Origin of the sequence: Mesorhizobium sp. B2-1-3A, from assembly GCF_006442655.1 — a bacterium.
Lineage (GTDB): Bacteria > Pseudomonadota > Alphaproteobacteria > Rhizobiales > Rhizobiaceae > Mesorhizobium.
This window is the reverse complement of record NZ_VFWK01000003.1, coordinates 657,734-680,765: the sequence shown is the minus strand read 5'-3', so window position 1 is coordinate 680,765 and position 23,032 is coordinate 657,734. Positions and strand designations below refer to the sequence as shown.

25 protein-coding genes and 1 riboswitch are annotated in these 23,032 nt (G+C 63.7%); of the genes, 14 read left to right on the top strand and 11 right to left on the bottom strand.

Annotation, left to right across the window (positions count from 1 at the left end; genetic code table 11):
* Window positions 1–7 precede the first annotated feature (7 nt).
* The 4 genes from cobT (at window position 8) to FJ977_RS14600 (ending at window position 3,953) form a co-directional block, all read left to right on the top strand.
* On the top strand, window positions 8–1,906 hold the full coding sequence (gene cobT, locus FJ977_RS14615; RefSeq protein ID WP_140772401.1) for a cobaltochelatase subunit CobT: 1,899 nt from the start codon (window positions 8–10) through the stop codon (window positions 1,904–1,906).
* Window positions 1,903–2,931: an esterase-like activity of phytase family protein gene (locus tag FJ977_RS14610; RefSeq protein WP_140772399.1), complete on the top strand. Its 1,029-nt coding sequence runs from the start codon at window positions 1,903–1,905 to the stop codon at window positions 2,929–2,931. Before cobT ends, FJ977_RS14610 begins: the two co-directional genes overlap by 4 nt.
* Before the next feature lie 168 nt (window positions 2,932–3,099).
* Entirely contained in the window at window positions 3,100–3,471 is a 372-nt protein-coding gene (locus tag FJ977_RS14605; RefSeq protein ID WP_140772809.1) for a metalloregulator ArsR/SmtB family transcription factor, read from the top strand.
* On the top strand, window positions 3,468–3,953 hold the full coding sequence (locus tag FJ977_RS14600; RefSeq protein ID WP_140772397.1) for an SRPBCC family protein: 486 nt from the start codon (window positions 3,468–3,470) through the stop codon (window positions 3,951–3,953). The genes FJ977_RS14605 and FJ977_RS14600 overlap by 4 nt, the downstream gene beginning before the upstream one ends.
* Before the next feature lie 26 nt (window positions 3,954–3,979).
* Here FJ977_RS14600 and FJ977_RS14595 read toward each other — a convergent pair whose 3' ends face one another.
* The 3 genes from FJ977_RS14595 to rpmB all read right to left on the bottom strand — a co-directional run bounded on the left by FJ977_RS14595 (window position 3,980) and on the right by rpmB (window position 5,869).
* Entirely contained in the window at window positions 3,980–4,675 is a 696-nt protein-coding gene (locus tag FJ977_RS14595; protein WP_140772395.1) for a hypothetical protein, read from the bottom strand.
* Between the two features lie 59 nt (window positions 4,676–4,734).
* Window positions 4,735–5,415 (bottom strand): queuosine precursor transporter, encoded by a 681-nt coding sequence (locus FJ977_RS14590; RefSeq protein ID WP_140772393.1) that lies wholly within the window; start codon window positions 5,413–5,415, stop codon window positions 4,735–4,737.
* A gap of 157 nt (window positions 5,416–5,572) precedes the next feature.
* The gene (gene rpmB / locus FJ977_RS14585; protein ID WP_010911765.1) at window positions 5,573–5,869 is read right to left on the bottom strand and encodes a 50S ribosomal protein L28; all 297 of its coding nucleotides are present in this window, start codon (window positions 5,867–5,869) and stop codon (window positions 5,573–5,575) included.
* 259 nt (window positions 5,870–6,128) lie between these two features.
* Between rpmB and FJ977_RS14580 the strand changes: the two genes are divergently transcribed.
* Genes FJ977_RS14580 through FJ977_RS14570 form a run of 3 tightly spaced genes read left to right on the top strand, consistent with a single transcriptional unit; the run spans window position 6,129 to window position 8,546 of the window.
* Window positions 6,129–6,917 carry a DUF3108 domain-containing protein gene (locus FJ977_RS14580; protein WP_140772391.1) on the top strand — a complete coding sequence of 263 codons (789 nt, stop codon included), beginning with the start codon at window positions 6,129–6,131 and terminating at the stop codon, window positions 6,915–6,917.
* 43 nt (window positions 6,918–6,960) lie between these two features.
* Window positions 6,961–7,875 carry an EamA family transporter gene (locus tag FJ977_RS14575; protein ID WP_140772389.1) on the top strand — a complete coding sequence of 305 codons (915 nt, stop codon included), beginning with the start codon at window positions 6,961–6,963 and terminating at the stop codon, window positions 7,873–7,875.
* Window positions 7,872–8,546 carry a lysoplasmalogenase gene (locus FJ977_RS14570; protein ID WP_140772387.1) on the top strand — a complete coding sequence of 225 codons (675 nt, stop codon included), beginning with the start codon at window positions 7,872–7,874 and terminating at the stop codon, window positions 8,544–8,546. Before FJ977_RS14575 ends, FJ977_RS14570 begins: the two co-directional genes overlap by 4 nt.
* Here FJ977_RS14570 and FJ977_RS14565 read toward each other — a convergent pair.
* Window positions 8,521–8,961: a cupin domain-containing protein gene (locus tag FJ977_RS14565; RefSeq protein ID WP_140772385.1), complete on the bottom strand. Its 441-nt coding sequence runs from the start codon at window positions 8,959–8,961 to the stop codon at window positions 8,521–8,523. The genes FJ977_RS14570 and FJ977_RS14565 overlap by 26 nt on opposite strands.
* Before the next feature lie 22 nt (window positions 8,962–8,983).
* Window positions 8,984–9,751, bottom strand: coding sequence for a hydroxyacylglutathione hydrolase (gene gloB, locus FJ977_RS14560; RefSeq protein WP_140772383.1), 768 nt, complete (start codon window positions 9,749–9,751; stop codon window positions 8,984–8,986).
* Between the two features lie 163 nt (window positions 9,752–9,914).
* On the opposite strand from gloB, the gene FJ977_RS14555 reads away from it, so the two are divergent.
* From FJ977_RS14555 to FJ977_RS14545, 3 genes are all read left to right on the top strand, one after another.
* Window positions 9,915–10,703 (top strand): methyltransferase domain-containing protein, encoded by a 789-nt coding sequence (locus FJ977_RS14555; protein ID WP_056576031.1) that lies wholly within the window; start codon window positions 9,915–9,917, stop codon window positions 10,701–10,703.
* Between the two features lie 118 nt (window positions 10,704–10,821).
* Window positions 10,822–12,636, top strand: a complete 1,815-nt coding sequence (locus FJ977_RS14550; RefSeq protein WP_140772382.1) for an ABC transporter ATP-binding protein/permease — start codon at window positions 10,822–10,824, stop codon at window positions 12,634–12,636.
* A gap of 85 nt (window positions 12,637–12,721) precedes the next feature.
* Window positions 12,722–13,519, top strand: a complete 798-nt coding sequence (locus FJ977_RS14545) for a DUF1194 domain-containing protein (RefSeq protein ID WP_140772380.1) — start codon at window positions 12,722–12,724, stop codon at window positions 13,517–13,519.
* A 12-nt stretch (window positions 13,520–13,531) separates the two neighbouring features.
* On the opposite strand, the gene FJ977_RS14540 is transcribed toward FJ977_RS14545, so the two are convergent.
* Together FJ977_RS14540 and FJ977_RS14535 are read right to left on the bottom strand one after the other, a co-directional pair.
* Window positions 13,532–14,467: a glycosyltransferase family 2 protein gene (locus tag FJ977_RS14540; RefSeq protein WP_181179825.1), complete on the bottom strand. Its 936-nt coding sequence runs from the start codon at window positions 14,465–14,467 to the stop codon at window positions 13,532–13,534.
* Window positions 14,468–15,520, bottom strand: coding sequence for a glycosyltransferase (locus FJ977_RS14535; protein WP_246683086.1), 1,053 nt, complete (start codon window positions 15,518–15,520; stop codon window positions 14,468–14,470).
* A 231-nt stretch (window positions 15,521–15,751) separates the two neighbouring features.
* On the opposite strand from FJ977_RS14535, the gene FJ977_RS14530 reads away from it, so the two are divergent.
* Complete coding sequence (locus tag FJ977_RS14530; protein ID WP_140772378.1) at window positions 15,752–16,072, top strand: DUF1330 domain-containing protein; 321 nt, start codon at window positions 15,752–15,754, stop codon at window positions 16,070–16,072.
* A gap of 12 nt (window positions 16,073–16,084) precedes the next feature.
* Here FJ977_RS14530 and metW read toward each other — a convergent pair whose 3' ends face one another.
* Both metW and FJ977_RS14520 read right to left on the bottom strand, forming a co-directional pair.
* Window positions 16,085–16,699 carry a methionine biosynthesis protein MetW gene (gene metW, locus FJ977_RS14525; protein WP_140772803.1) on the bottom strand — a complete coding sequence of 205 codons (615 nt, stop codon included), beginning with the start codon at window positions 16,697–16,699 and terminating at the stop codon, window positions 16,085–16,087.
* A gap of 58 nt (window positions 16,700–16,757) precedes the next feature.
* Window positions 16,758–17,927, bottom strand: a complete 1,170-nt coding sequence (locus FJ977_RS14520) for a homoserine O-acetyltransferase (RefSeq protein ID WP_140772376.1) — start codon at window positions 17,925–17,927, stop codon at window positions 16,758–16,760.
* A 107-nt stretch (window positions 17,928–18,034) separates the two neighbouring features.
* Window positions 18,035–18,112, bottom strand: a riboswitch (SAM riboswitch).
* 149 nt (window positions 18,113–18,261) lie between these two features.
* On the opposite strand from FJ977_RS14520, the gene hisC reads away from it, so the two are divergent.
* Entirely contained in the window at window positions 18,262–19,371 is a 1,110-nt protein-coding gene (hisC, locus tag FJ977_RS14515; RefSeq protein WP_140772374.1) for a histidinol-phosphate transaminase, read from the top strand.
* Between the two features lie 22 nt (window positions 19,372–19,393).
* Window positions 19,394–20,329: a prephenate/arogenate dehydrogenase family protein gene (locus FJ977_RS14510; protein WP_181179823.1), complete on the top strand. Its 936-nt coding sequence runs from the start codon at window positions 19,394–19,396 to the stop codon at window positions 20,327–20,329.
* On the opposite strand, the gene FJ977_RS14505 is transcribed toward FJ977_RS14510, so the two are convergent.
* Complete coding sequence (locus tag FJ977_RS14505; RefSeq protein WP_140772370.1) at window positions 20,326–21,255, bottom strand: sugar kinase; 930 nt, start codon at window positions 21,253–21,255, stop codon at window positions 20,326–20,328. The genes FJ977_RS14510 and FJ977_RS14505 overlap by 4 nt on opposite strands.
* A gap of 7 nt (window positions 21,256–21,262) precedes the next feature.
* Complete coding sequence (locus tag FJ977_RS14500; RefSeq protein WP_140772368.1) at window positions 21,263–22,261, bottom strand: DUF2125 domain-containing protein; 999 nt, start codon at window positions 22,259–22,261, stop codon at window positions 21,263–21,265.
* 155 nt (window positions 22,262–22,416) lie between these two features.
* Here FJ977_RS14500 and FJ977_RS14495 point away from each other — a divergent pair, with 155 nt between their 5' ends.
* The gene (locus tag FJ977_RS14495) at window positions 22,417–22,938 is read left to right on the top strand and encodes a gamma-glutamylcyclotransferase (protein ID WP_140772366.1); all 522 of its coding nucleotides are present in this window, start codon (window positions 22,417–22,419) and stop codon (window positions 22,936–22,938) included.
* Window positions 22,939–23,032: the final 94 nt, after the last annotated feature.

The window sequence follows — 23,032 nt, the reverse complement described above, 5'->3', positions numbered from 1 at the left end:
ATAGATAATGGCGGGTCCGGGCGACAACACGCGCAACAAGTCGAAGACGGGGTCTGAAGCCGACAGCTTCAAGCGCGCCGTCACCGTCTGCATGCGTGCCATTGCCGGCGACAAGGACATGGAAGTCGGCTTCGCCAAGGACAGGCCGGCACTTGCCGGCAGCCGCGCGCGTTTGCCCGAACTGCCGAAAAAGGCGTCGAAGACCGACATCGCGATCACCCGCGGCCTCGGCGATTCCATGGCGCTGAAGCGTGCCTGCCACGATGCGCGCATCCACACCAAGCTGGCGCCGGAAGGCAAGGCGGCCCGCGCCATTTATGACGCGGTCGAGCAGGCCCGCGTCGAGGCGATCGGCAGCCGCGCCATGCAAGGCGTTGCCGACAATATCGGCTCGATGCTGGAGGACAAATACGCCAAGGCCAACCTCGTCGACGTCAAGGACAAGGCCGACGCGCCGATCGAGGAAGCCCTCGCCTTGATGGTGCGCGAGAAACTGACCGGCCGGCCGGTCCCGAAGAGCGGCGAGCGGCTGGTCGAACTCTGGCGTCCCTGGGTCGAGGAGAAGGCCAAGGCCGACCTCGACGGGCTGTCGGCCAAGCTCGACGACCAGCAGGCCTTTGCCCGCGTCGTGCGCGAGATGCTCGCCTCCATGGAAATGGCCGAGGAACTCGGCGACGACCAGGAGACGGAAGACTCCGAGGACAATGACGACAACCAGCCGCAAGGCGAGGAGCAGAGCGAGGAGGGCGGTGAAGAGGATTCCGGCTCCGAGCAGTCGCAGTCCGAGGATGCCGAGGCTTCGGCCGATGACGAGCAGTCGTCCGAGACGGAGGCGTCCGACGCCACCGCCGACGACCTGTCCGACGATGACGATGCCGATGCCGAGACGCCCGGCGAGGCGCGCCGCAACGACAATCCCTTCACCAATCTGCCGAAGGAAATCGACTACAAGGTCTTCACATCGGCTTTCGACGAGACGGTCGGCGCCGAGGAGCTTTGCGAAGAGGAAGAGCTCGACCGGCTGCGCGCCTTTCTCGACAAGCAGCTTGCCAATCTGTCGGGCGTGGTCGGGCGGTTGGCCAACCGTCTGCAGCGCCGCCTGATGGCGCAGCAGAACCGGTCCTGGGATTTCGACCTCGAAGAGGGTTACCTCGACCCGGCGCGGCTGGTGCGCGTCGTCATCGACCCGATGCAGCCGCTGTCCTTCAAGCAGGAACGCGACACCAAATTCCGCGACACGGTGGTGACGCTGGTGCTCGACAATTCGGGTTCGATGCGCGGCCGGCCGATCACGGTCGCCGCCACCTGCGCCGACATATTGGCGCGCACGCTGGAACGCTGCGGTGTCTCGGTCGAGATCCTCGGCTTCACCACCCGGGCCTGGAAAGGCGGGCAAGCGCGTGAAAAATGGCTGAAGGACGGCAAGCCGCCGAACCCCGGCCGCCTAAACGATCTGCGCCACATCATCTACAAATCCGCCGACCATCCGTGGCGGCGGGCACGGCGCAATCTCGGCCTGATGATGCGCGAAGGCCTGCTCAAGGAAAATATCGACGGCGAGGCGTTGTTGTGGGCGCACAACCGGCTGATCGCCCGGCCCGAACAGCGCAAGATCCTGATGATGATCTCGGACGGCGCGCCGGTCGACGATTCGACCCTGTCGGTCAATCCGGGCAATTACCTTGAGCGGCATTTGCGCGCGGTCATCGAGCTGATCGAGACGCGCTCGCCGGTGGAATTGCTCGCCATCGGCATCGGCCATGATGTCACGCGCTACTACCGCCGCGCCGTCACCATCGTCGATGCGGAGGAACTGGCCGGCGCCATGACCGAGCAACTGGCCTCGCTGTTTGCCGAAGAGAGCGTACGCGACACGCGGCGCGGCGGCATGCGGCGCGCCGGATGATCCTTTCGCGGGGCGGGTTTCGGCAGACGCTTTTCGCCGCCATCGCCCTGCTTGCCGGCGTGGCTTCGGCGCCAGCCGGTGCGGCTGGGCCGGCCCCGGTTGAGCCCATCGAGATTTCGGCCCGCCCGATCACCGAATTCCGCATTGGCCGGACCGACAGGCAGTTCGGTCCGCTCGAATTCGTCGGCGGCCTGGAAATGACCTCGAAATCGCGCGATTTCGGCGCGCTGTCGGCCTTCCGCTTTCTGAAAGCGGGCAGCGATTTCATCGGCGTGGCCGACACCGGCTACTGGTTCTTCGGCACGGTGGCCCGTGATGCCGACAGGCGACCCGTGGCCATCCAGAACTTCCGCATGCAGCAGATGGTCGACCAGAGCGGGCAGCCGATCGACGAGAAATGGGAAGTCGACGCCGAGGGCCTTGCGGTCAAGGATGGCATCGCCACGGTCGGTTTCGAGCGCAACCACCGCGTCTCCCAGTTCAGGATCGACCCGGCCAATATGAAGGCGCCATACCGGCAGCTGGATTTCCTGGTGCCGGCGCGGGAATTGCGCCAGAACCGCGGCTTCGAGACGGTCACCCACGCCAATGCCAATGGCCAGCACGAGGGCGGTCTGGTCGTGGTCTCGGAAAAGAGCCTGGACAAGGCCGGCAATATCTATGCCGCCATTATCGAAGGGCCGCACAAGGGCGTCTTCACCGTCAAACGCAACGACGATTTCGACATCACCGATGGCGCCTTCCTGCCGGATGGCGACCTTTTGCTGTTGGAGCGCAGTTTCACCATGGCGGGCGGGCTCAAGACGCGGCTGCGGCGCATCTATGGCGAGAGCGTCCAGAAGGGTGCCGTCGCCGACGGGCCGGTGCTGCTGGAAGCCGACATGGGCTACCAGATCGACAATATGGAAGGTCTCGACGTCTGGACCCGCGACGACGGCGCGCTGATGGTGTCGCTGATCTCCGATGACAACCACTCGATCCTGCAGCGCAACCTCTATCTGGAATTCATCCTGCATCAGGATTGAGAAGCTGTTCCAATCGCGAAGCTGAGGGTTTTCAACGGCGGGTTCGATTTGGGGCGGGTTCGATTTGGAGCGGGTTCGATCTGGTTGGGGTCGACTGCCCGTCACTCGATTTATAAATACTTTAGTCAAGACTTGACAATGGGCGCTCCCGCCGCAATACTCAAGTCCATGCTTAACTATTCCGGGATCGACAGCATCCTTCGCGCTCTTGTCGAGCCGACCCGTCGCCAGATCCTGGAAAGGCTAAGCCGCGGACCGGCCACCGTCAGTCAGCTGGCGGAGCCGTTCGGCATGACGTTTGCCGCCGTGCTGCAGCATCTGCAGGTGCTGGAGGCCTGCGGGCTGATCCGCAGCGAAAAGATCGGGCGGGTGCGCACCTGCCGGATCGAACCGGGCGGGCTTGCCCCGCTCGCAGACTGGATTGCCGAACGCCGCATACCGGCGGAACGCCATCTCGACCGGCTCGGTGAAATCCTGGCCGAGTCAAATCCATCCCCCCAATCCCCCAGGAAGAAACAGGAAAAGGACGAAAAGCAATGAACCAGATCGCCCCCGTGAAGGACGAGCATTCCGTCATCCACTCCACATTCACCATCGAGCGGACCTACCCGCAATCGCCGGCCAAAGTCTTCCGTGCTTTTGCCGACAAGGCGACGGTGCGGCGCTGGCGGGTCGGAGGCGACGGTTTTACCATCGCCGAATTCAGCTTCGACTTCCGTGTCGGCGGTGGCGAGGTGTCGCGCTTCAGTTATGGCGGCGGCCCGGAGGTCAGGCTCGACGCCCAGTTCCAGGACATCGTTCCGGACCAGCGCATCGTGTTTTCCTACCGGATGGCGATCGGGCCGCAACCTATGTCGGTGTCGCTGACCACCGTCGAACTGACGCCCGTAGGCGATGGCACAAGGCTGACCTATACCGAGCAAGGCGCTTTCTTCGATGGCGTCGATTCCGCCAAGGGACGGGAGGAGGGGACGCGCGGGCTGCTGGAGAGCCTCGCCGCGGAACTTCAGAGGTCAAGATAAACCCGACGCCGCCAGCGACGGCTTGGTCAGGACCGTGGGCTGTTGGTGGCGATCCAGATGACATGGCGCGCGCCGCGCTTGCCGTTGGCGCGCGTGTTGACCTCCTCGACAGCGAAACCCGCCTGCTTGAGCCGCCGCGTGAAGCCTGTATCCGGCCCCTGCGACCACACTGCCAACACGCCGCCGGGTTTGAGGGCACTGCGCGCGGCGCTAAGGCCCGCCAGGCTGTAGAGGGCGTCATTGCCCTTGTGGACGATACCCTCGGGGCCATTGTCGACATCGAGCAGGATCGCGTCCCAGGCCGCAGGCCCCGACCGTATCGATTGCCCGACATCGGTCTCCTGGATGGTGACGCGGGGATCGTCGAGACAACCGCCAAACACTTCCGCCATCGGGCCGCGCGCCCAGGCGACCACGGCCGGCACCAGTTCGGCGACAGTGACGCTGGCATCCTTGCCGAGTTCGGCAAGAGCAGCGCGCAGCGTGAAACCCATGCCAAGGCCGCCGATGAGGATCCTCGGCTGCCGATGGCCCGAAATCCTCTGGCCCGAAATCCTCTGGCATGACAGTCTCGCCAGCGCTTCCTCGGAGCCGCTGAGGCGGCTGTTCATCAGCTCGTTGGTGCCGAGCATGATCGAGAATTCGGCGCCGCGCCGCTTGAGACGAAGCTCTTGGGCACCATCCCCGGTCTTTGCCGAATCGAGCTGGACCCAGGGGATCATGGGCTTTGTCTGACCATGATCTTTTCCGAAAACCGGAAGCCACTTTTCGGGACCATGGGCTAGACGGCCACCGCAGGCTGGCTCCAGCGGGCCGCGAGCAGCCGGTAGGGGATAAGCGCGACCACGGCGATGATCAATTTCACCGAGAGATCGCCCAGCGCCCAGGAAACCCAGCGCATGGCCTCGATATGGAAGACGCCCATCAGCGGCGCCGTTTCGAGCGCAAAGCTATCATTCGGGCCGGCAAAGGCGAAAGCGGCCGAGAAAGCGACGGTGAAGAAGACCATGGTGTCGAACACCGATCCGACCAGCGTGCCGACGATTGGCGCCCGCCACCAGCTCTGCCGGCGCAGCCGGTTGAACACGGTCACGTCAAGCAATTGCGCGGAGAGGAACGCCGCGCCTGAAGCGGCGGCGATGCGCGCCAGCCGGTCAGCGGCGGTCTCGAATTCGATCAGGCCATGGCGGAACAGGAAGGGCGGGACGAGGATCGAGCAAACCACCGCCGTCATGAAGCCGACAAAGACGATCCGGCGCGCCACGGCAGGCCCGTAGCGGCGGTTGGCGAGGTCAGTGACGAGGAACGAGAAGGGATAGGTGAAAGCCCCCCAGGTAAGCAGGTCCGCCAGCGACAGGCCGCCGATCTGGCCCTGCATCGGGAACTGCACGAGGATGTTCGACGCCACGACGACAAGCGCCATGGCGGCCACGAAGGGCAAATATCGCGAGAAGGAAGTCATTTTTTTATCCTGGGTAATGGAACCAGCGGAGCATCTGCCCATCGGGCGGCGCTCGCTTCGTAGTCGAGCATCGGATTGTCGAACCTTGCGGATCCATCCGATGCTCCAAGCCAACAAGAGGTCGGCCAGGGCGGTCGTCCCCCGCCTTTATCCGATGTTAGGCAGCGACCTGTTCGGCCAGCTTCTTGGCGATCTGCTTCTTCAGCAGGCGCGCGCGCTGCGACAGTTCCTTGACGTCGGCCTTGGCCAGGAAGGCGTCGAGGCCGCCGCGATGCTCGACCGAACGCAGCGCGTTGGCCGAGATGCGCAGGCGCACATTCTGGTTCAGCGCTTCCGAAATCAGCGTCACATTGACGAGGTTCGGCAGGAAGCGACGCTTGGTCTTGTTGTTGGCGTGGCTCACATTGTTGCCGGTCTGGACTGCCTTGGCAGTGAGTTCGCAGGTGCGGGACATAATTCTAACCTTCAGTTCTCTCGGGACCTGCCAAACCCTTGTGCCCACGCCGGGTGGCGCGCGGTTCTGGTCAGGCGGCCTTATGGAAAAAGTTGGCGTTCCATAGTTGCATTTCACCGGGGCGTCAAGCTCCGGCTTCCCCACGGAAGCGCCCGGCATTTCATATTAAGGCCGGATTTCACCCTATAAGCGGTCTTATAGGGACATGCCAGACCGGAGTTGCCCGCCTCCGGCCGAAAATCAAGGATCCGATCCCGCCATGCCTCGTTTGTCTCACGCACTTGTTGCCGTGCTTGCCATCGCCTTGCCGTCGGCCGCCTCCGCTGCCTCGCCGCAGTCCTTCAAAGGAGAATATACGGTGTCGTTCCTTGGCCTCTCGATCGCAAGATCGACCTTCTCAAGCCACTATGAGAACGGCGCCTACGCGATCGACGGCACCGTGACGGCGGCCGGTCTCGCCAAGCTGTTCGACGACACGCGGGGTACGATCTCGTCCAAGGGCACGATTTCAGGCCAGAAGATGGTGCCGCAGGTATTTCGTGCCGATTACACCTCCGGCAAGAAGGCGTCCGCGATCGATATCCGCTTTGCCAATGGCAACGTGACCTCGACGCAGGTCATCCCGGCGCCCGGCAAGCGTGACCCCAATGCCTGGGTGCCGATCGGTGCCGGCGACCTCGCCGCGGTGCTCGATCCAATGGCGGCGACCGTCATCCATGCCGACAGTCTCGATCAGGTCTGCGGCCGCAAGGTCAAGTTCTATGACGGCGAGATGCGCGCCGACCTGACGCTGACCTACGCCTCGAAAGGCACGATCTCGGTGCCGGGTTACAAGGGCGATACCATCACCTGCCGGATGGGTTTCGAGCCGGTGGCCGGCTATCGCAAGGGCCGCAAGGCGCTCAACTATCTCAAGAACAAAAGCCGCATGATGGTGACGTTTGCGCCGCTCGGCCAAACCGGAGTATATGCGCCGATCCACGCCACGGTCGGAACACAGATCGGCACCTTGACCATCAGCGCCGGGCGTTTCGAAGCGGTACAATAGGCACGCCACCGGAAACAGAAGAGGGCGCGCCACGGGAGAAAAAATGGGGCGCGCAACACTGATCGGCTTTTCGGCGGTCGCCATGTGGGCGCTTTTGGCGCTGCTCACCGACGCATCCGGCAAGGTGCCGCCGTTCCTTTTGTCGGCAATCACCTTCTCGATCGGTACAGGGGTCGGGCTGGTCGCACGGCTGTTCATGCCGGCGGCCGACAGGAGCCAGAAAATACCACCCCAGGTCTGGGTGATCGGCATTGCCGGCCTGTTCGGCTACCACTTTTTCTATTTCACCGCTTTGCGCAACGCGCCGGCGGTGGAGGCGAGCCTGATCGCCTATCTGTGGCCGCTGCTGATCGTGCTGGGTTCCGCGCTGATGCCCGGCGAAAAACTGGCCTGGAACCATGTCGTCGGCGCGCTGCTCGGCCTGGCCGGCACGGTTCTGATCGTGACGAAGGGTGGCGGGCTGGCCTTCGATGCACGCTACACCTTCGGCTATGCGATGGCCGCCGTCTGCGCCCTGTTGTGGTCGTCCTATTCGCTGTTGTCGCGGCGCTTTCCGTCGGTACCGACCAGCATCGTCACCTGGTTCTGCGCGGCGACCGCCGTGTTGTCGCTCGTTTGCCATCTGGCGCTGGAGCAAACGGTCCTGCCGGACGGCACCGGCCAGTGGCTGGCGGTGCTTGGCCTTGGCCTGATGCCGGTGGGGGCTGCCTTCTATGCCTGGGACATCGGCGTCAAGCGCGGCAACATCCAGGTGCTGGGGGCGGCGAGTTATGCGGCGCCGCTGCTGTCGACACTGGTGCTGATTGCGGCCGGCGTCGCCGAGCCGTCGCTGCGCATCCTGGCCGCCTGCGTGCTGATCACCGGCGGCGCGGCCCTGGCGGCTAAATCCCTGTTCCTGCGCAAGCCGGTCGCGGCTGGAGGCGAGGCCGGGGCATCCGAAAGCGGAGCCGGGGCATGACGATGCCGTTTGCCGGCGGCATCGATGCCAACGCCAATGCAACGCTGATCTTTTCGCTGGTGGCGGCGGTGATCTACGCCTTCTCCTCAGGCATGGCGCCAACGCTCGCCCGCTCGGCGGCAAAGACGCTCGCGGTCGCGATGCTTGCCGTGCTGGCGGCGCTGCAAGGTGGCCCGCTGCTGCTGGTCGCCGCTCTTGCGCTCAGCGCCATTGGCGATGCGTTCCTGTCGCGCGACGGCGAAAAGGCGTTTCTCGGCGGCTTGGCCAGCTTTCTCGTCGCCCATATCGTCTATATCGCGCTGTTCCTGCGCAGCGGTGGCGGGTTGGCACTGCTTGGCGCGGAAGCCTGGCGCGGGGCGATTGCCCTGGCATTGGCGGTATTCGTGATCGTCATGCTGGCTGCGCTCTGGCGCCGCGTCGGCCCCAGCCTGCGTGTTCCGATCGCCTGTTATGTCCTGGCGATACTGGCGATGGGCATGGCGGCACTGACGACGAGCAATGCCTGGGTCATCGGCGGCGCAGTGCTGTTCATGGCATCGGACGGGCTGCTGGCCATGGAGAAATTCCTGGTCGCGGCCATCTCGCCACATCGCGGCTGGATGCGTTTGGCCGTCTGGGTCTTGTACTATACCGCCCAACTCGCGATTACGCTGGGTTTCCTGTTGGGCTAGGCTGCCAGCCCGGCGCTGCCAATTCGAAGGCGGCGAAATCAAACCCCGGCGCGACGGTGCAGCCGACCAGCGTCCAGTCGCCCAGGCTGCGCGCCGATTGCCACCAGCCTGCCGGCACGACGATCTGCGGCCGTTCGCCCGCCGCGAGTTCGATGCCCAGCACCTGCTCGATCACGGCTGCGCCTTCTTCCCACATCGACAGCGCCAGCGGTGCGCCGGCGTGGAAATGCCAGACCTCGGCGGCGTCCCTGACCCGATGCCATGCCGAAAGCTGGTGTTGTTCCAGCAGGAAGTAGATCGCGGTCGAATGACCACGCGAACCGCCGGCTTCGTCGCGAAATGTCTCCGCGTACCAGCCGCCTTCCGGATGCGGTTTCAGACCAAGCAAAGCGATGATTTCCGCGGAACTCGTCATGGGGTCGACGATACCACCAGGCTCAGAAATTGTCCTTGCGCTTGCGGATTTCGGCGAACACCTCGGCATCCCCGGCCTTTTCCATGCCGAGATGCTTGCGGATCGCCGGATCGTGCCAGCGCAGGAAGGGATTGGTCGACAGTTCCTCGCCGATCGTCGTCGGCAGTGTCGGCTTGTTGTCGACCCGCAGCGCCTCGATCCTGGCGGCGCGCTCCCTCAATGCCGAATTGGTCGGGTCGACGGTCAGCGCGAAACGGGCGTTGGCGAGCGTATATTCGTGGCCGCAATAGATTGTCGTCGCGGCGGGAAGCGCGGCCAGTTTCTTCAGAGAATCATACATCACCGGCGGTTTGCATTCGAACAGCCGCCCGCAGCCGAGCGCGAACAGCGTATCGGCGGTGAACGCCACCTGCGATGCCGGCAGATGATAGGAGACGTGCCCGGCTGTATGGCCGGGGGTGGCGATCACCTCGATGCGCTCATCGCCGAGATGAAGGACGGAGCCTTCTTCGACGGTTTCGTCAATGCCGGGGATCTTGGCCTTTTCCGCCTCCGGGCCGACGATGCGCAGCTTGAAGCGCTCCTTCAACGCCAGATTCGCCTCGACGTGATCCATATGATGATGCGTGGTCAGGATCATCGTCGGCGTCCAGCCGGTGCGCTTGATCGCGGCCAGGATCGGCGCCTCCTCGGGCGCGTCGATGATCGCGGTCTGCCCGCTCCTGGGGTCATGCACCAGCACGCCGAAATTGTCCGCGCGGCACATGAACTGCTCGATTTCGACCGCCATTCGCATCTCTCCTTTTGTCGCCGCAGACATAGGGCGCCAGAGGACGGATGTCATCCACGGGATGACGAATGTCATTCCCGGGGATGATGAATCTCATCCGAGTATGTCGGGCGCCTCAGGGCCCTTTGTTGAATCCGGCCGATATCACGGCTACATCCCTGACATGCATTCCGACATCGTCGACCTTCGCTCGTTCTACTCGACAACGCTCGGCCGGTTCGCCGAACGCTCGATCACCATGGCGCTGTCCTCGATATGGGCTGCCGTGCCAAACGAACGCCTGGTCGGTCTCGGCTATACATTGCCCTGGCTGGAGCGTTTCGGCTCCGACGCCGAGCGGGTCTTCGCCTTCATGCCGGCGACGCAGGGCGCCGTGGTCTGGCCGGCAACAGGGCCGACGGCGACCGCCCTGGTCTTCGACGAGGAACTGCCGCTGGTCGATTCCTGCATCGACCGCATGTTGCTCGTCCATTCGCTCGAACATGTCGAAAACCCGCGCGAGACGCTGAACGAGATCTGGCGGGTGCTTTCGCCCGCCGGGCGCGTCGTCATCGTCGTGCCGAACCGGCGCGGGGTCTGGGCGCGTTTCGAGCACACGCCGTTCGGCAATGGCCGGCCTTTCTCGCGCGGGCAACTGACGGAACTGCTTCGCGAGGCGAATTTCACGCCGGCGGCGTGGTCGGATGCGCTGTTCTTCCCGCCATCACGGCGACGCTTCATGATGCGCTTCCACAACGTGCTGGAGCGCTTCGGCCGGCGGCTGTGGCCGATCTTTTCCGGTGTCATCGTCGTCGAGGCGCAGAAGCGGCTCTACCAGGGTGTGCCGGTGGTCCAGCGCGCGTCCCGCCGCGTCTTCGTGCCGGTGCTGTCGCCGCATGGCGCGACACGGCTCGGCCGCCGGGCCGAAGCCGGAGGCGCGGCAACGTCGGCTCGCCAGGTGAAACCTTCGTGATCAGCGCGGAAACTTTCCTCGCGCGGCATTTTTCCGACCTATCTGTCGTGCACGGGCGGCGGCCGTGGGCTCTCTTCATCCGGTTTCAGCATCGCACCTGAGCGCAAGGACTTCTGATATGGCTGATCAACTGGACAATCAGGCCACCGTTCAGCCGGTCGCCGTGGCCAGCAGCCTGCGTGATCAGGTCGCAACGATCAAGCAAGCGCTGGTGGTATCGCCGGTTCGCAGGTGGTTGCTGTGGACGTCGGTCGGCATCATGGCCGTCATCGTCGCGACATCGATCGGCCAGGTTCTGCTCAATCGCTGGAACCAGCCCTTCTACGATGCCCTGGCGCGGCGCGACATGGCGGCCTTCCTGCACCAGCTCCTTGTCTTTGCCATGATCGCCGGCGGGCTGCTGGTGCTCAATATCGGCCAGACCTGGCTCAACCAGATGATCCGGCTGAAGCTGCGCGAGGCGCTGACGCTGGATTTGATCGACCAGTGGATGCGGCCGGCGCGCGCCTTCCGTCTGGCCAACGCCGGTGCCATCGGCGTCAATCCGGATCAGCGCATGCAGCAGGATGCGGCGCATCTGTCGGACCTGTCGACAGACCTCGGCGTCGGGCTCCTGCAGTCGCTCATCCTGCTCGTGTCCTTCGTCGGCGTGCTGTGGGAGCTGTCTTCGGGTTTCGTCTTCCACGTCAACGGCTGGTCGCTGGCCATACCGGGCTACATGGTCTGGGCCGCGTTCCTCTACGCTGGCACCGCCTCCTGGCTGAGCTGGCTGGTCGGGCGCCCGCTCATCAGCCTGAACAGCGACCGCTACACGCGCGAAGCGGAGCTGCGTTCCTCGATGGTGCGCGTCAACGAGAACGTCGATGCCATCGCGCTCTACCATGGCGAGGACGATGCCAGGCGGCGGCTCGAACTCGACCTCGGCACGGTGCTGGGCGCCATGCGGCGCATCTATACCGCCCAGATCAACCTGTCCTGGGTGACCGATACCTATGGCTGGATCACCGTCGTTGCACCGATCCTGGTCGCTTCGCCTGTGTATTTCTCGGGCGATATCAGCTTTGGCGGGCTGATGATGGCGGTCGGCGCCTTCAATCAGGTCCATTCTTCGTTGCGCTGGTTCATCAACAATATAGGCAGCATCGCCGACTGGCGCGCCACGCTGATGCGCGTCGCCGATTTCCGCATCGCGCTCAATGAAACCGATGTGCTGCACGACACCGAAAAGCGCATCACCTTCGACCAAAATGCCAATGGCAGCCTGACCTTCGAGAAGCTCGAAGTGGCCTCGCCGGAGGGCTGCACAAAACTCTCCGACGAACATGTCGAAATCCGCGCCGGCGAGCGCGTCATGATCACCGGCGAGCCGGGCGCCGGCAAGACGCTGTTCTTCCGCGCCATCGCCGGGCTTTGGCCCTGGGGCGGCGGAAAGATCGGCCTGCCGGCGGGAGAAACCCTGATCTTCGTGCCACGTGTGCCGTATTTGCCCGCCGGCACCCTGCGCGAGGTGCTCAATCACGCGAACGGGCATGCGCCCGCGAGCGATGCCGACATTTCGGCGGTGCTGGCCGAGGTTGGCCTTGAACGCCTGTCGTCGTCGCTCGACCGTGTCGGGCGGTGGGACCATGAGTTGGGTGATGACGAACAGCGCTTGCTGGGCGTGGCCAGGCTCGCCCTGCGGCGGCCGAAATGGGTGATCATCGACGAAGCGATGGATGCGTTCGATGGACCCGCGCTGCGCCGCGTGCTGGCGATGCTTGAAAAGCACCTGACGGGAGCCACGATCATCAATATCGGGCGCGGCCAGCACAACAATCAGTTCTTTCCGCGCGGTTTGACGATCGTGAAGGATTCTGGTGCGCCGGCGCTGAAGCCCGCCCGTGTCAGGGCCGGCGCCATCGATCCGCCACCCGCCGTCCGGCGCAAGAAGTAGCCTGTTTCTCCGGCTGGCTGCGCAAAACCTTATTTTGCCGTGATCGCGATGGAAGGTTTGCCGGGGAAACAACCCTGGCGCCGCCATGTTTGATGCCTTTCTGATTGCCTGTCTCACCTGCGCGCAGGCTACCCCCATTGCCTCGCCACTGGCGCTGGCCGTCGATGTCGAGCTGGTGCTGGCGGTCGACATTTCGTTGTCGATGGATGAGAAGGAGTTCGCGTTGCAACGCGCCGGCTATGTCGAGGCGCTGCGGCATCCCGACTTCATCCGGGCCGTCCGTTCCGGCAATACGGGCCGCATCGCGCTCGCCTATTTCGAATGGGCGGGCACCGTGCGCGATGACGCGATCATCGGCTGGCAGATCATCGATAGCGCGCAAAGCGCCAACAGCTTTGCCGACAAGGTGGCGGCGCGTCCGTTCCGGAGTTTTCGCGGCACCTCGATTTCCACCGCGCTTGCCTTCGGTGCCGGGCTTTTCGACAGGACGAACTTCGCCGGCGAACGCAGCGTCATCGACATATCGGGCGATGGTCCCAACAATATCGGGCCGCCGGTCACCGCCACGCGCGATGCGGCCATCGCCAAAGGCATCGTCATCAACGGCCTGCCGATCCTGATCAACCCGTCGCCGACCTTCAGCCATCTCGACCAGTATTATGCGCAGTGCGTGACCGGCGGGCCTGGCTCCTTCGTGCTGCCGATCCATGCGGCCGCCGAATTTTCCACCGCCATCCGGCGCAAGCTGATCCTCGAAGTGAGCGGCCTTCAAGACAAGGCTGAGATCACTCCCGTCGACGCGGACGCGCCGATCGATTGCCTGAAGGGCGAGCGGGACAGGCGGTTCCTGTCGGATCCCTATTTCCCGGAACTCGACCGGTGAGCGTGGCGGCAGCTAGGCCGGCCGGGCGCCGAACCGGTTGCGAAATTCATTGTAGAGATTGCGGCGCCAACGCCGGCCATAGACGTAACCGTTGACCAACTCCGGCAACGAGTAACCGAGTTCCTTGGAAGACCGGTTGGCCATGTATCCGGCAAACGCCTCGGGCAAACGGCCCCTGAGAATATCGGCTATGAGCTGGCGTGAGATCATGTAAGGAGGAATGTGCGGATAGGCGTGGGCAATATACGGATGCTTGCCCATCAAATTCGCATAGGCTTCGACATAGCCATCGCGCCGTCCCGAAATCGAATTCTCCGAATTGTGTTTCGTCCAGTCGAGATCGCCGGACAGTTGTGCGCCGAAGCGCCGGGCAAGGCGCAGCAGCAATTCCCGATCCTGCATCCGGGTTGTATCGCTGTCATAGCCGCCAATGGCCAGCAAGGCCTCGCGACGCGCGGTGATCGCCGAGCCAGCGATAAAGATCGTCTGGGCGACGAGTGTCCGCTCCAGCATCGCCGGATTGATGAAGGCCTCGGGGTTGGTGCAGTTGGTGCTGCGGCCGTTCTTCAAGGACACAAAAGAACTAAGCAGCACCTGAAGGCCAGGGTTGTCTTCGAACCAGGCCAAAGTCCGTTCAAGCCGATGCGGCATGTAGACATCGTCCGAATCGAGAAACGTCACCAGGGGCGTTCGCGCCCGCTCGATGCCGGCATTCCTCGCGGCGTTGGCCCCGCGCCATTTCGCACCGACATAGATCAGACGCGGGTCGTGAACGCGGTCGAGCGCGGCTTCGGTTCCGTCCGTCGAGCCATCGTCGACGACAATGTGCTCAAGCCTCGACATGCTTTGGGACAGCACGCTTTCGACAGCGCGCAACACCTTGTCGCGCCTGTTGTGGGTCGGTGTGATCACCGTGATAAGGGGAGCCGCATCCAAGGCTTTGGCCACTCAGCTATGACCGACGTAAAGAGGGACGTATTCCGGCTCGTCCCGGACCAGACCAAGCGCCATGGCCATCTGGGCGACGAACACCAGCGTGCAAAAGGCCATGCCGACGATCAGGGCAAACGGAATCTGCCAGATTGGCATGCCGAGTCGTGCCGCATGCGCAAGGATGCGACCGCCCACCCGGCGCGATGTCGAAAACCAGCGCCTTGCCGCCTTGACCACCCGTGCGGTTCGCGACGGCGATTCCAGCGCCACATATTTGCGGTCCGCATCGCGACCGGTGACGAGCGCGCGCCAGAAGAAAAAACGCCAGCCGCGCGGAGGATAATGGCTGGCCCGGGCATCGACCCTGACGAAGTCATGTCCGCTTTCCCGCAACTGGCTGGTAAGCAACGTGCAGGAAACCTTGAAACCATTGCTGGCCGGATAGGGATGGCTGGCCAACCAACTTCTGCGAAAGGCGCAATTGTTGGCGTTCATTGCCCGCCTGGAGGCGAAACGCTGATCCCCGTCGCGCAGCGGGAAGAACCACAGCAGTGCAAAGGTGCGCGAGGCGAAATCGTCATGGCCGAGATAGGTGTAGCCGCTCACGGCCATCGTCTTCGGGTCCTGTAACGGTTCAAGGAGCGCCGACAGCCAGCCGCTCTCCATAACCGTGTCGGAATCGCAGAAAACCACGATGTCGCCCGTGGCCAATCCAACGCCCGCGTTCTTGATCTCATAGTATCGGCTGCCGGTGCTGGCGCTGAAGACCAGATTGGCGACGGCGTCAAGTCGCGGAACAAGTTCGGCGATACGCTGCTGGAGGAGCGGCGTCTCGGTATTCTCTCCGCTGTGAACGACAATAACCTCCGGCTTGGGGTGCCGATCGTCAGTCGTTGCGGCCTCTATTTCCCGCGCCAAGGCGCGGAATGAAGCGCCGATCTCATCTTCATTGATGGATTGGGCATTTTCCATTTCGACTACGATTGAATAGGTCTGGGATTTGCGTTCCATGCCCCGCCCAAGCATTACGTTCGGCGCGACGCTACAAAGACCATCTTCACATGTCATCCAAAGACGCGAAATCCGGCTGGTCTGAAACGCCGATTTTGGGCCTCCGCGCCCCAATAGCAACACCCTGGCAAGTCTGAGGGGATGCGGTTCCGCTCGCGCTCAAGCGCTGATTCGTGCACGGCATCGATGTTGGCCTATTACCTCAGGCGTAATCGAGTCTCGTCACCTCCCTTGGCAATTTGCAGCCATGAGACCGGCAAATCGGCCGCTCGACAAGGGAGTTACGTCATGACCGCCTACGCCGTTGCCCATATGCGCCAAGTCAGGATGGGCCCGCAGATCGTCGAATATCTGCACAGGATCGATGCCACGCTGGAACCGTTCGGCGGCCGCTTCCTGGTCCATGGCGGCAATCTGGAGGTGATCGAGAACGATTGGCCGGGCAACCTCATCATCATCGAGTTTCCCGACCGGCGGCAGATGCGCCGGTGGTATGATTCGCCCGCCTATCAGGCAATACTGGCCCTGCGCACGGACAATTCCCGATCCGATGTGGTGTTCGCCGACGGTGTCGAGCACCCGCACAAGGCCACGGATGTCCTGGGCTAGACGTTCCATGCCTTACCGCTTCAGCAAGAACACCGCTTGCTGGCCGAAGAAATTCCAGAACCACCAGGGCATCGACAGGCCGATCTTCTGGCCGGCTGCGTCGAGCGCGGTCGCCTTTTCCACCGTCGCGCCGAGCTCATCGCACAGGTTGACGAAGTCGCGGATGGTGCAGAAGTGGATGTTGGGCGTGTCGTACCAGGAATAGGGCAGGTCCTGGGTCACCGGCATGCGGCCCTTGACGAACAGCGACAGGCGCACCCGCCAATGGCCGAAATTGGGGAAAGAGACGATCGCCCTGTTGCCGATCCTGAGCAGTTCGTCGAGCACCAGCTTCGGGTTGCGGGTCGCCTGCAAGGTCTGCGACAGGACGACGAAGTCAAAACCCTTGTCGGGATAGAATTCGAGATCCTTGTCGGCATCGCCCTGGATGACAGAGAGGCCGCGCGCCACGCATTCGTTGACGCCGCGCTGCGACAGTTCAAGCCCGCGGCCGTCGACCTGTTTGGTTTCCTGCAGCAATTCAAGCAAGGAGCCGTCGCCCGAACCGACGTCGAGCACGCGCGACTGTGGCGGAATGAGGTTGGCGACGACCTCGAGGTCGACGCGCTGGCTGCCGTTGACGCTCATGATGTCGCCTCCTGTATGGCGCATGAGCCTGATCCTGAAAGTCTGCAACTTTGCGGGGTCATGCGCTTAGCCCTCTGGCGCGGGCCGCGGAGCCGATGAAGCCGTTGATGGCGGCGAACAGTTCCGGCTCGTCGAGCAGGAAGGCGTCGTGGCCGCGATCGGTCTCGATCTCGACGAAGGATACCGAGGCGCCGGCGGCGTTGAGCGCGTGCACGATGGAGCGGCTCTCCTCGGTCGGAAACAGCCAGTCCGACGTGAACGACACCAGGCAGAAACGGGTCTTGGTGCCGGCAAAGGCATCCGCCAGCCTGCCGCCATGATCGGCTGCGAGGTCGAAATAGTCCATCGACCGCGTCATGTAGAGATAGGAGTTGGCGTCGAAGCGGTCGACGAAGGTCATGCCCTGGTGGCGCAGATAGCTTTCGATCTGGAAGTCGGCGTCGAAGCCGAAAGTCAGGTGGTCGCGATCCTGCAGATTGCGGCCGAATTTACGGTGCAGGGCGGCTTCCGAGAGATAGGTGATGTGGGCCGCCATGCGCGCCACCGCCAGACCCTTTTCCGGGCGCTTGCCATGCTCGAAATACTTGCCGCCATGCCAGTCCGGATCAGCCATGACGGCTTGCCGGCCGACCTCGTGGAAGGCGATGTTCTGCGAGGAATGGCGGGCACCCGTAGCGATCGGCAGCGCCGAAAAGACGCGCTCGGGATAGCTCGACGCCCATTCCAGCACCTGCATGCCGCCCATTGAGCCGCCGAGCACGCAGAACAGCTTCTCGATGCCGAAATGGTCGATCAGCATCTTCTGCGCGCGCACCATGTCGCGAATGGTGATGACAGGCAGGTCGAGCCCATAGGGCTTGCCGGTGAGGGGATTGGTCGAGGCGGGACCGGTGGAGCCCAGGCAACCGCCGATGACGTTGGAGCAGATGACGAAGAAACGGTTGGTGTCGATGATCCTGCCGGGGCCGATCAGCACTTCCCACCAGCCCGGCTTGCCGGTCACCGGGTTGGTGTTGGCGACATGCTGGTCGCCGGTCAGCGCATGGCAGACGAGAATGGCATTGGAGCGGGCATCGTTCAGCGTGCCATAGGTCTGGTAGGCGATCTGGAACGGCGACAAAAGCGTGCCGGCGTCGAGCTTGAGCGGCTGGTCGGGCCCGAAGCGCAACACCGGGCTCGACGGTTGGTCGGCCTCGTTGTTGGTCTTTCCTGCACGCAGAGCGGCCATTCACGTACTCACTTGCTGCATCGTGCCCAACGAAAATCGCCGCCGATGCGTTTTGTCCGGCCGGCCGCGGACAATAAAAAACCGGCATTGCCATTCGCAAAGCCGGTTACGTCACGCAAACGGCCCTTTAGCGAATTGTTTAACGTGGCTGCAAGCCGACCGGCCAAATCACCACGGAACTGTCACCGTCCTTCTAGAACTCGCCCGCCTCGCCGTCAATGCCGGAGGTTGGGCCGGCTGCTGGCCCCACCGCCGCCTCTCGACATTGCCGGCCATGGCTTGTATTTCCGCTGCGGCCTCCGGATGGAGGCATTTTCGACGGATTTTGCAAAAAATGAACCAGACACCGGATCAGGCACGTCCAACCCCGCGCGCGGGCATCATGGACATAGACGCCTATGTGCCCGGCAAGAGCACGGCGCCGGCCGGTGTCGCCAAGGTCTACAAGCTGTCGTCGAACGAGAACCCGCTCGGTCCGTCACCGAAGGCCATCGAAGCCGCCCGCGACGTCGCCGCCAAACTCGACATCTATCCCGATGGCACCGCCAGGCGGTTGCGCGAGGCGATCGCCGAGGTGCATGGCCTCAACGCGCAGAACATCATCTGCTCCAACGGCTCCGACGAGATCCTCGGCCTTTTGGCGCAGACCTATCTGGCGCCCGGCGACGAGGCCATTTTCACCGAACACGCCTTCATGGTCTACAAGATCTACATCCAGTCGGCCGGGGCCACCCCGGTTGTGATCAAGGAGACCGAAGAGCGCGCCGACATCGATGCGATGCTGGCCGCCGTCACGCCGCGCACGAAAATCGTGTTCCTCGCCAATCCCAACAATCCAACCGGCACCTATGTGTCGTTCCAGGAGGTGCGTCGCCTGCATGCCGGCCTGCCCAAACATGTGCTGCTGGTGCTCGACGCGGCCTATGCCGAATATGTCCGCCGCAACGATTACGAAGCCGGCATCGAGCTGGTCGGCAGCGCGGAGAACGTGGTGATGACGCGCACCTTCTCCAAGATCGGCCTTGGCGGAGCGCGGATCGGCTGGATGTACGGGCCGATGCACATCGTCGACGCCATCAATCGCGTGCGTGGTCCCTTCAACGTCAATGCGACGGCGATCGAGGCCGGCATCGCCGCGATCCGCGACCGCGCCCATGTCGAGCGCAGCGTGTCGCATAACGAGACCTGGCTCACCTGGCTGAGCGCGGAGATGACCGGGCTTGGGCTGCGGGTGACGCCCAGCGTCGGCAATTTCCTCCTCATTCATTTTCCAGACGACCAGAAGCATTCGGCGGCGGCGGCGGACGATTACCTGACAGCGCGCGGCTACATATTGCGGCGCGTTTCCGGCTACGGCTTTCCCAACGCGCTGCGCATGACCGTTGGCACCGAAGAGGCCAATCGCGGCGTCGTCGCCGCGCTCACGACATTCCTGAAAAGCTAGAACGCCCGAAAGCTCTAACGCCATGACATCACCGATGTTTGAGAAGATCGCGCTGGTCGGCATCGGCCTGATCGGCTCGTCGCTGGCCCGCGTCATCCGCCGCGAGGGCCTTGCCGGCCACGTTGCCATCTCGACCCGCAGCGCGGCGACGCTGGCGCGGGCGCAGGAGCTTGGGCTGGGTGATTCCTATACGACCGACGCCAAGGAAGCGGTCCGCGACGCCGATCTGATCATCGTCTCGGTGCCGGTCGGTTCGTCCGGCGCGGTGGCGCAGGAGATCGCGCCGGCGCTGAAGAAGGGCGCGATCCTCACCGATGTCGGCTCGACCAAGGCCTCGGTCATCGCGCAGATGCAGCCGCATGTGCCTGACGGCGTGTATTTCATTCCCGGCCATCCGCTGGCGGGTACCGAGAAATCCGGACCGGATGCCGGTTTCGCCGACCTGTTCGACAATCGCTGGTGTATCTTCACGCCGCTGCCAGGCACCGATCCGGGCGCTCTGGAAAGGCTGTCGGAATTCTGGCGCCGCTGCGGCGCCAACATCGACACGATGGACCCGCAGCATCACGACATGACGCTCGCCATCGTTTCGCATTTGCCGCACATCATCGCCTACAACATCGTCGGCACCGCCGACGATCTGGAATCGGTGACCAAGACGGAAGTGATCAAATATTCCGCCTCCGGCTTTCGCGACTTCACGCGCCTGGCCGCCTCCGACCCGACCATGTGGCGGGACGTGTGCCTGCACAACAAGGACGCCATCCTCGAAATGCTGGCGCGGTTCTCGGAAGACCTGGCATTCCTGCAGCGGGCGATCCGCTGGGGCGACGGCGATAAGCTGTTCGACCTGTTCACCCGCACCCGCGCGGTGCGCCGCTCGATCATCGAGGCGGGCCAGGACATTGATGTGCCCGATTTCGGCCGTCAGGCGATCGAGCACCCGTCGAAGAATTAGGCTGTTTCAGGCCATGTCGCCGCGACCATGGCCAGTGTCTCGGCCCGGTCCGGCGCACCGAGCCTGCCGCCGAAGCGCAGGCACTTGAGCGCGGCGGCGGCACTCGCAAAACGCATGGCCTGTTCGACCGGCATGGCTTCCGCCAGCCCGACGGCAAAGGCGCCGTGAAAGACATCGCCGGCGGCGAGCGTGTCGACCGCCTTGATCCCTGGCGCAGCGACATGGCGGGATGATCCGGCCGCGCGATCGAACCACCAGGTGCCCGCCGCGCCGCCGGTGACCGCGACGAGGGCATCGGTGCGGGAGGCGAGGTCAGTGCAGGCGCGCCCCAGGTCCAGCGCCTGGCCGCATATGATGCGGACTGCCGGCTCCGAGGCAACGATGTGAGAAGCCAGCGGCAACAGCCGCTCCAGCACCGCCAGCGGCGCGGTATCGGCGTCGAGAATCGCAGGCCGGCCGGCGGCGCGTGCCGTCTTCAGGGCAAGGGCCGCCGCACCCGGCCAGCGCACGTCGGCCAGCACGGCATCGAATGCCGCGATGTCGGCGAAAGGCAAAGAATCGGGATCGGTCTGGGCCAAGCTGTCATAGAAAGGCACGATGATGCGTTCGCCATGGGCGTCGACCAGGATCGATGCCAGCGCCGAGCGGGCGCCGCTGACGCGGCGCACGTAGCTGCAGTCGACGCCTTCGGCCTCGATCCCGGCAATCAGTTGATCGCCGACCGGATCATCGCCGGCACTCGCCCACAGCGACACGTCGGCGCCCAGGCGATGCGCTGCGCAAGCAGCGCTGGTGGCCATGCCAGAAGCGATCTGGACGCCGTCGGAGGCGATGAATTTTCCTTGATGCGTGGGCAGTGTCTCGACACGCAGGATCGTGTCCAGCGTCAGCGCGCCGACACTCAGGAGCCTCGCTGGTCTTGCCATGGCAGCGCTATTGAACCGGCTTGATCTTGCCGAGCGGGATGAAGCCGAGCGAGGCCTTGCCCTTGACCACCTTCAGCGGCATCGATGGTTCGCTGCCAAGCAGCGCCAACGCCGCGAAACCCTGTTCGATCGCGTTCTTCTGCTCGGGTATGGCGCCGGCAAGGATGGATGCCACAGCCTTCGGATCCTTGATCCTGATCATCAGGTCGGCATCTACAAGGCCTTCGGCATCGACCGACAACGGCCCGGAAACGGTAACTCTCGCCGTGCCCGACGACAAATCGAGGTTGCGAATATCGACCCTCTGGCCGCGCAGGCTCTTCACCTGCGTTCCGATCAATGCGACGCCGTTCTTCAGCGTGGCATCGCCGCTGGCATCGAGCGCCGGCAGCACGCGCCCGCCGATCGCATCCGGGTCGATCTCCAGATCGGTGAAGCTGCCGACATAGTCGAGATCCACGCCGTTCGGCTGCAACTGGCCGGCTGCCCTGCCGGCGCTGAACAATTCCACCGGATCGGTGTCGTCGGCCGGATCGGTCTGGCCGGACAGGCCCTCCGCCTGCAGCGCAATGCGCCGCGGCAGCGGCCATGACAGTTTCACGTTGGCCTGCAGATTGTCCCAGTCGATCCACAGCGGCACCATGCCGGGGACTGAGGTCCTGAGCGGGCCGCGCAGATCGGCGACCGGCGACAAAGGCTGGATGATCTGGGCGACGGCATTGAAGGAGCCGGCCGAGGCCGCGATGTTCTTGGCATCGTCCTCATACGCCAGGTTGTCGCAAGAGACGGCAAAGCTCAGGGGATAGCCGGTGACCTGGAGATTGGCGCAACCGGCTTCGATGCCGCTCTTGTTGAGCGTGGCAACCGCCTTGTCGGCTTCAGCCCGGACCCTGCTGGCCAGGTAGAACCAGCCGCCGCTGTAAATGGCAAACAGCACAATGACGAACGTCACAAGCCAGAACAGGCCGCGACGGGACTTTGGTTGGCGTTCGTCACTTGACGTCATGCTTTGGCTCTCATTAACGCATGGGTATTGGCGGACGGACCTTCGATTCCGACAACACTGGGCAGACAGAGACGAATAGGTAGCCGGGGACGGTTGGAAAAAACACCGGTTTCCGGTGCGGTGTAGCCATTCTTTTTGCAATCAGGCGCGGCGATATGGGCGATTTTTGGGTGTTTGGCTACGGTTCGCTGATCTGGCGGCCGGGTTTCGCGCATATCGAGACACGCCGCGCCCAGCTGCACGGCTACCGCCGCTCGCTCTGCGTCTATTCCTTCGTGCACCGCGGCACGCGCCAGCGGCCCGGATTGGTGCTCGGCCTCGACCATGGCGGCTCCTGCGTCGGCCTGGCTTTCCGTGTGCCCGGGGAATTGCGCGACGAGGTCATCGCCTATCTGCGCGAGCGTGAACTCGTCACATCAGTCTATCTCGAACGCACCCTCAAGGTCCGGCTCGACGGCGGCGGTATGGTCGAAGCCGTGGCCTACATCGTCGACCGCAAACATGAGCAATATGCCGGCGCGCTGGACACGGCGGACGCGGCGGCGCTGGTGCGCGGCGCGGTCGGCCAGTCCGGCAACAACGAGGATTATGTACTCAGCACGCTGAAGCATCTGGAAGCACTTGGCATCCGCGACCATTGGCTGGAGGAGGTGGCGCGGGGGATAGCGCCTTTGTGAAGCGCTGGCTCTGCGGAAAAAGCGACCAGGCCTTTGATCTCGGCGAGGCAAGACCTAGGTTAGGTTCCGAACCCAGCCAGCGGGCGGCGTCCGC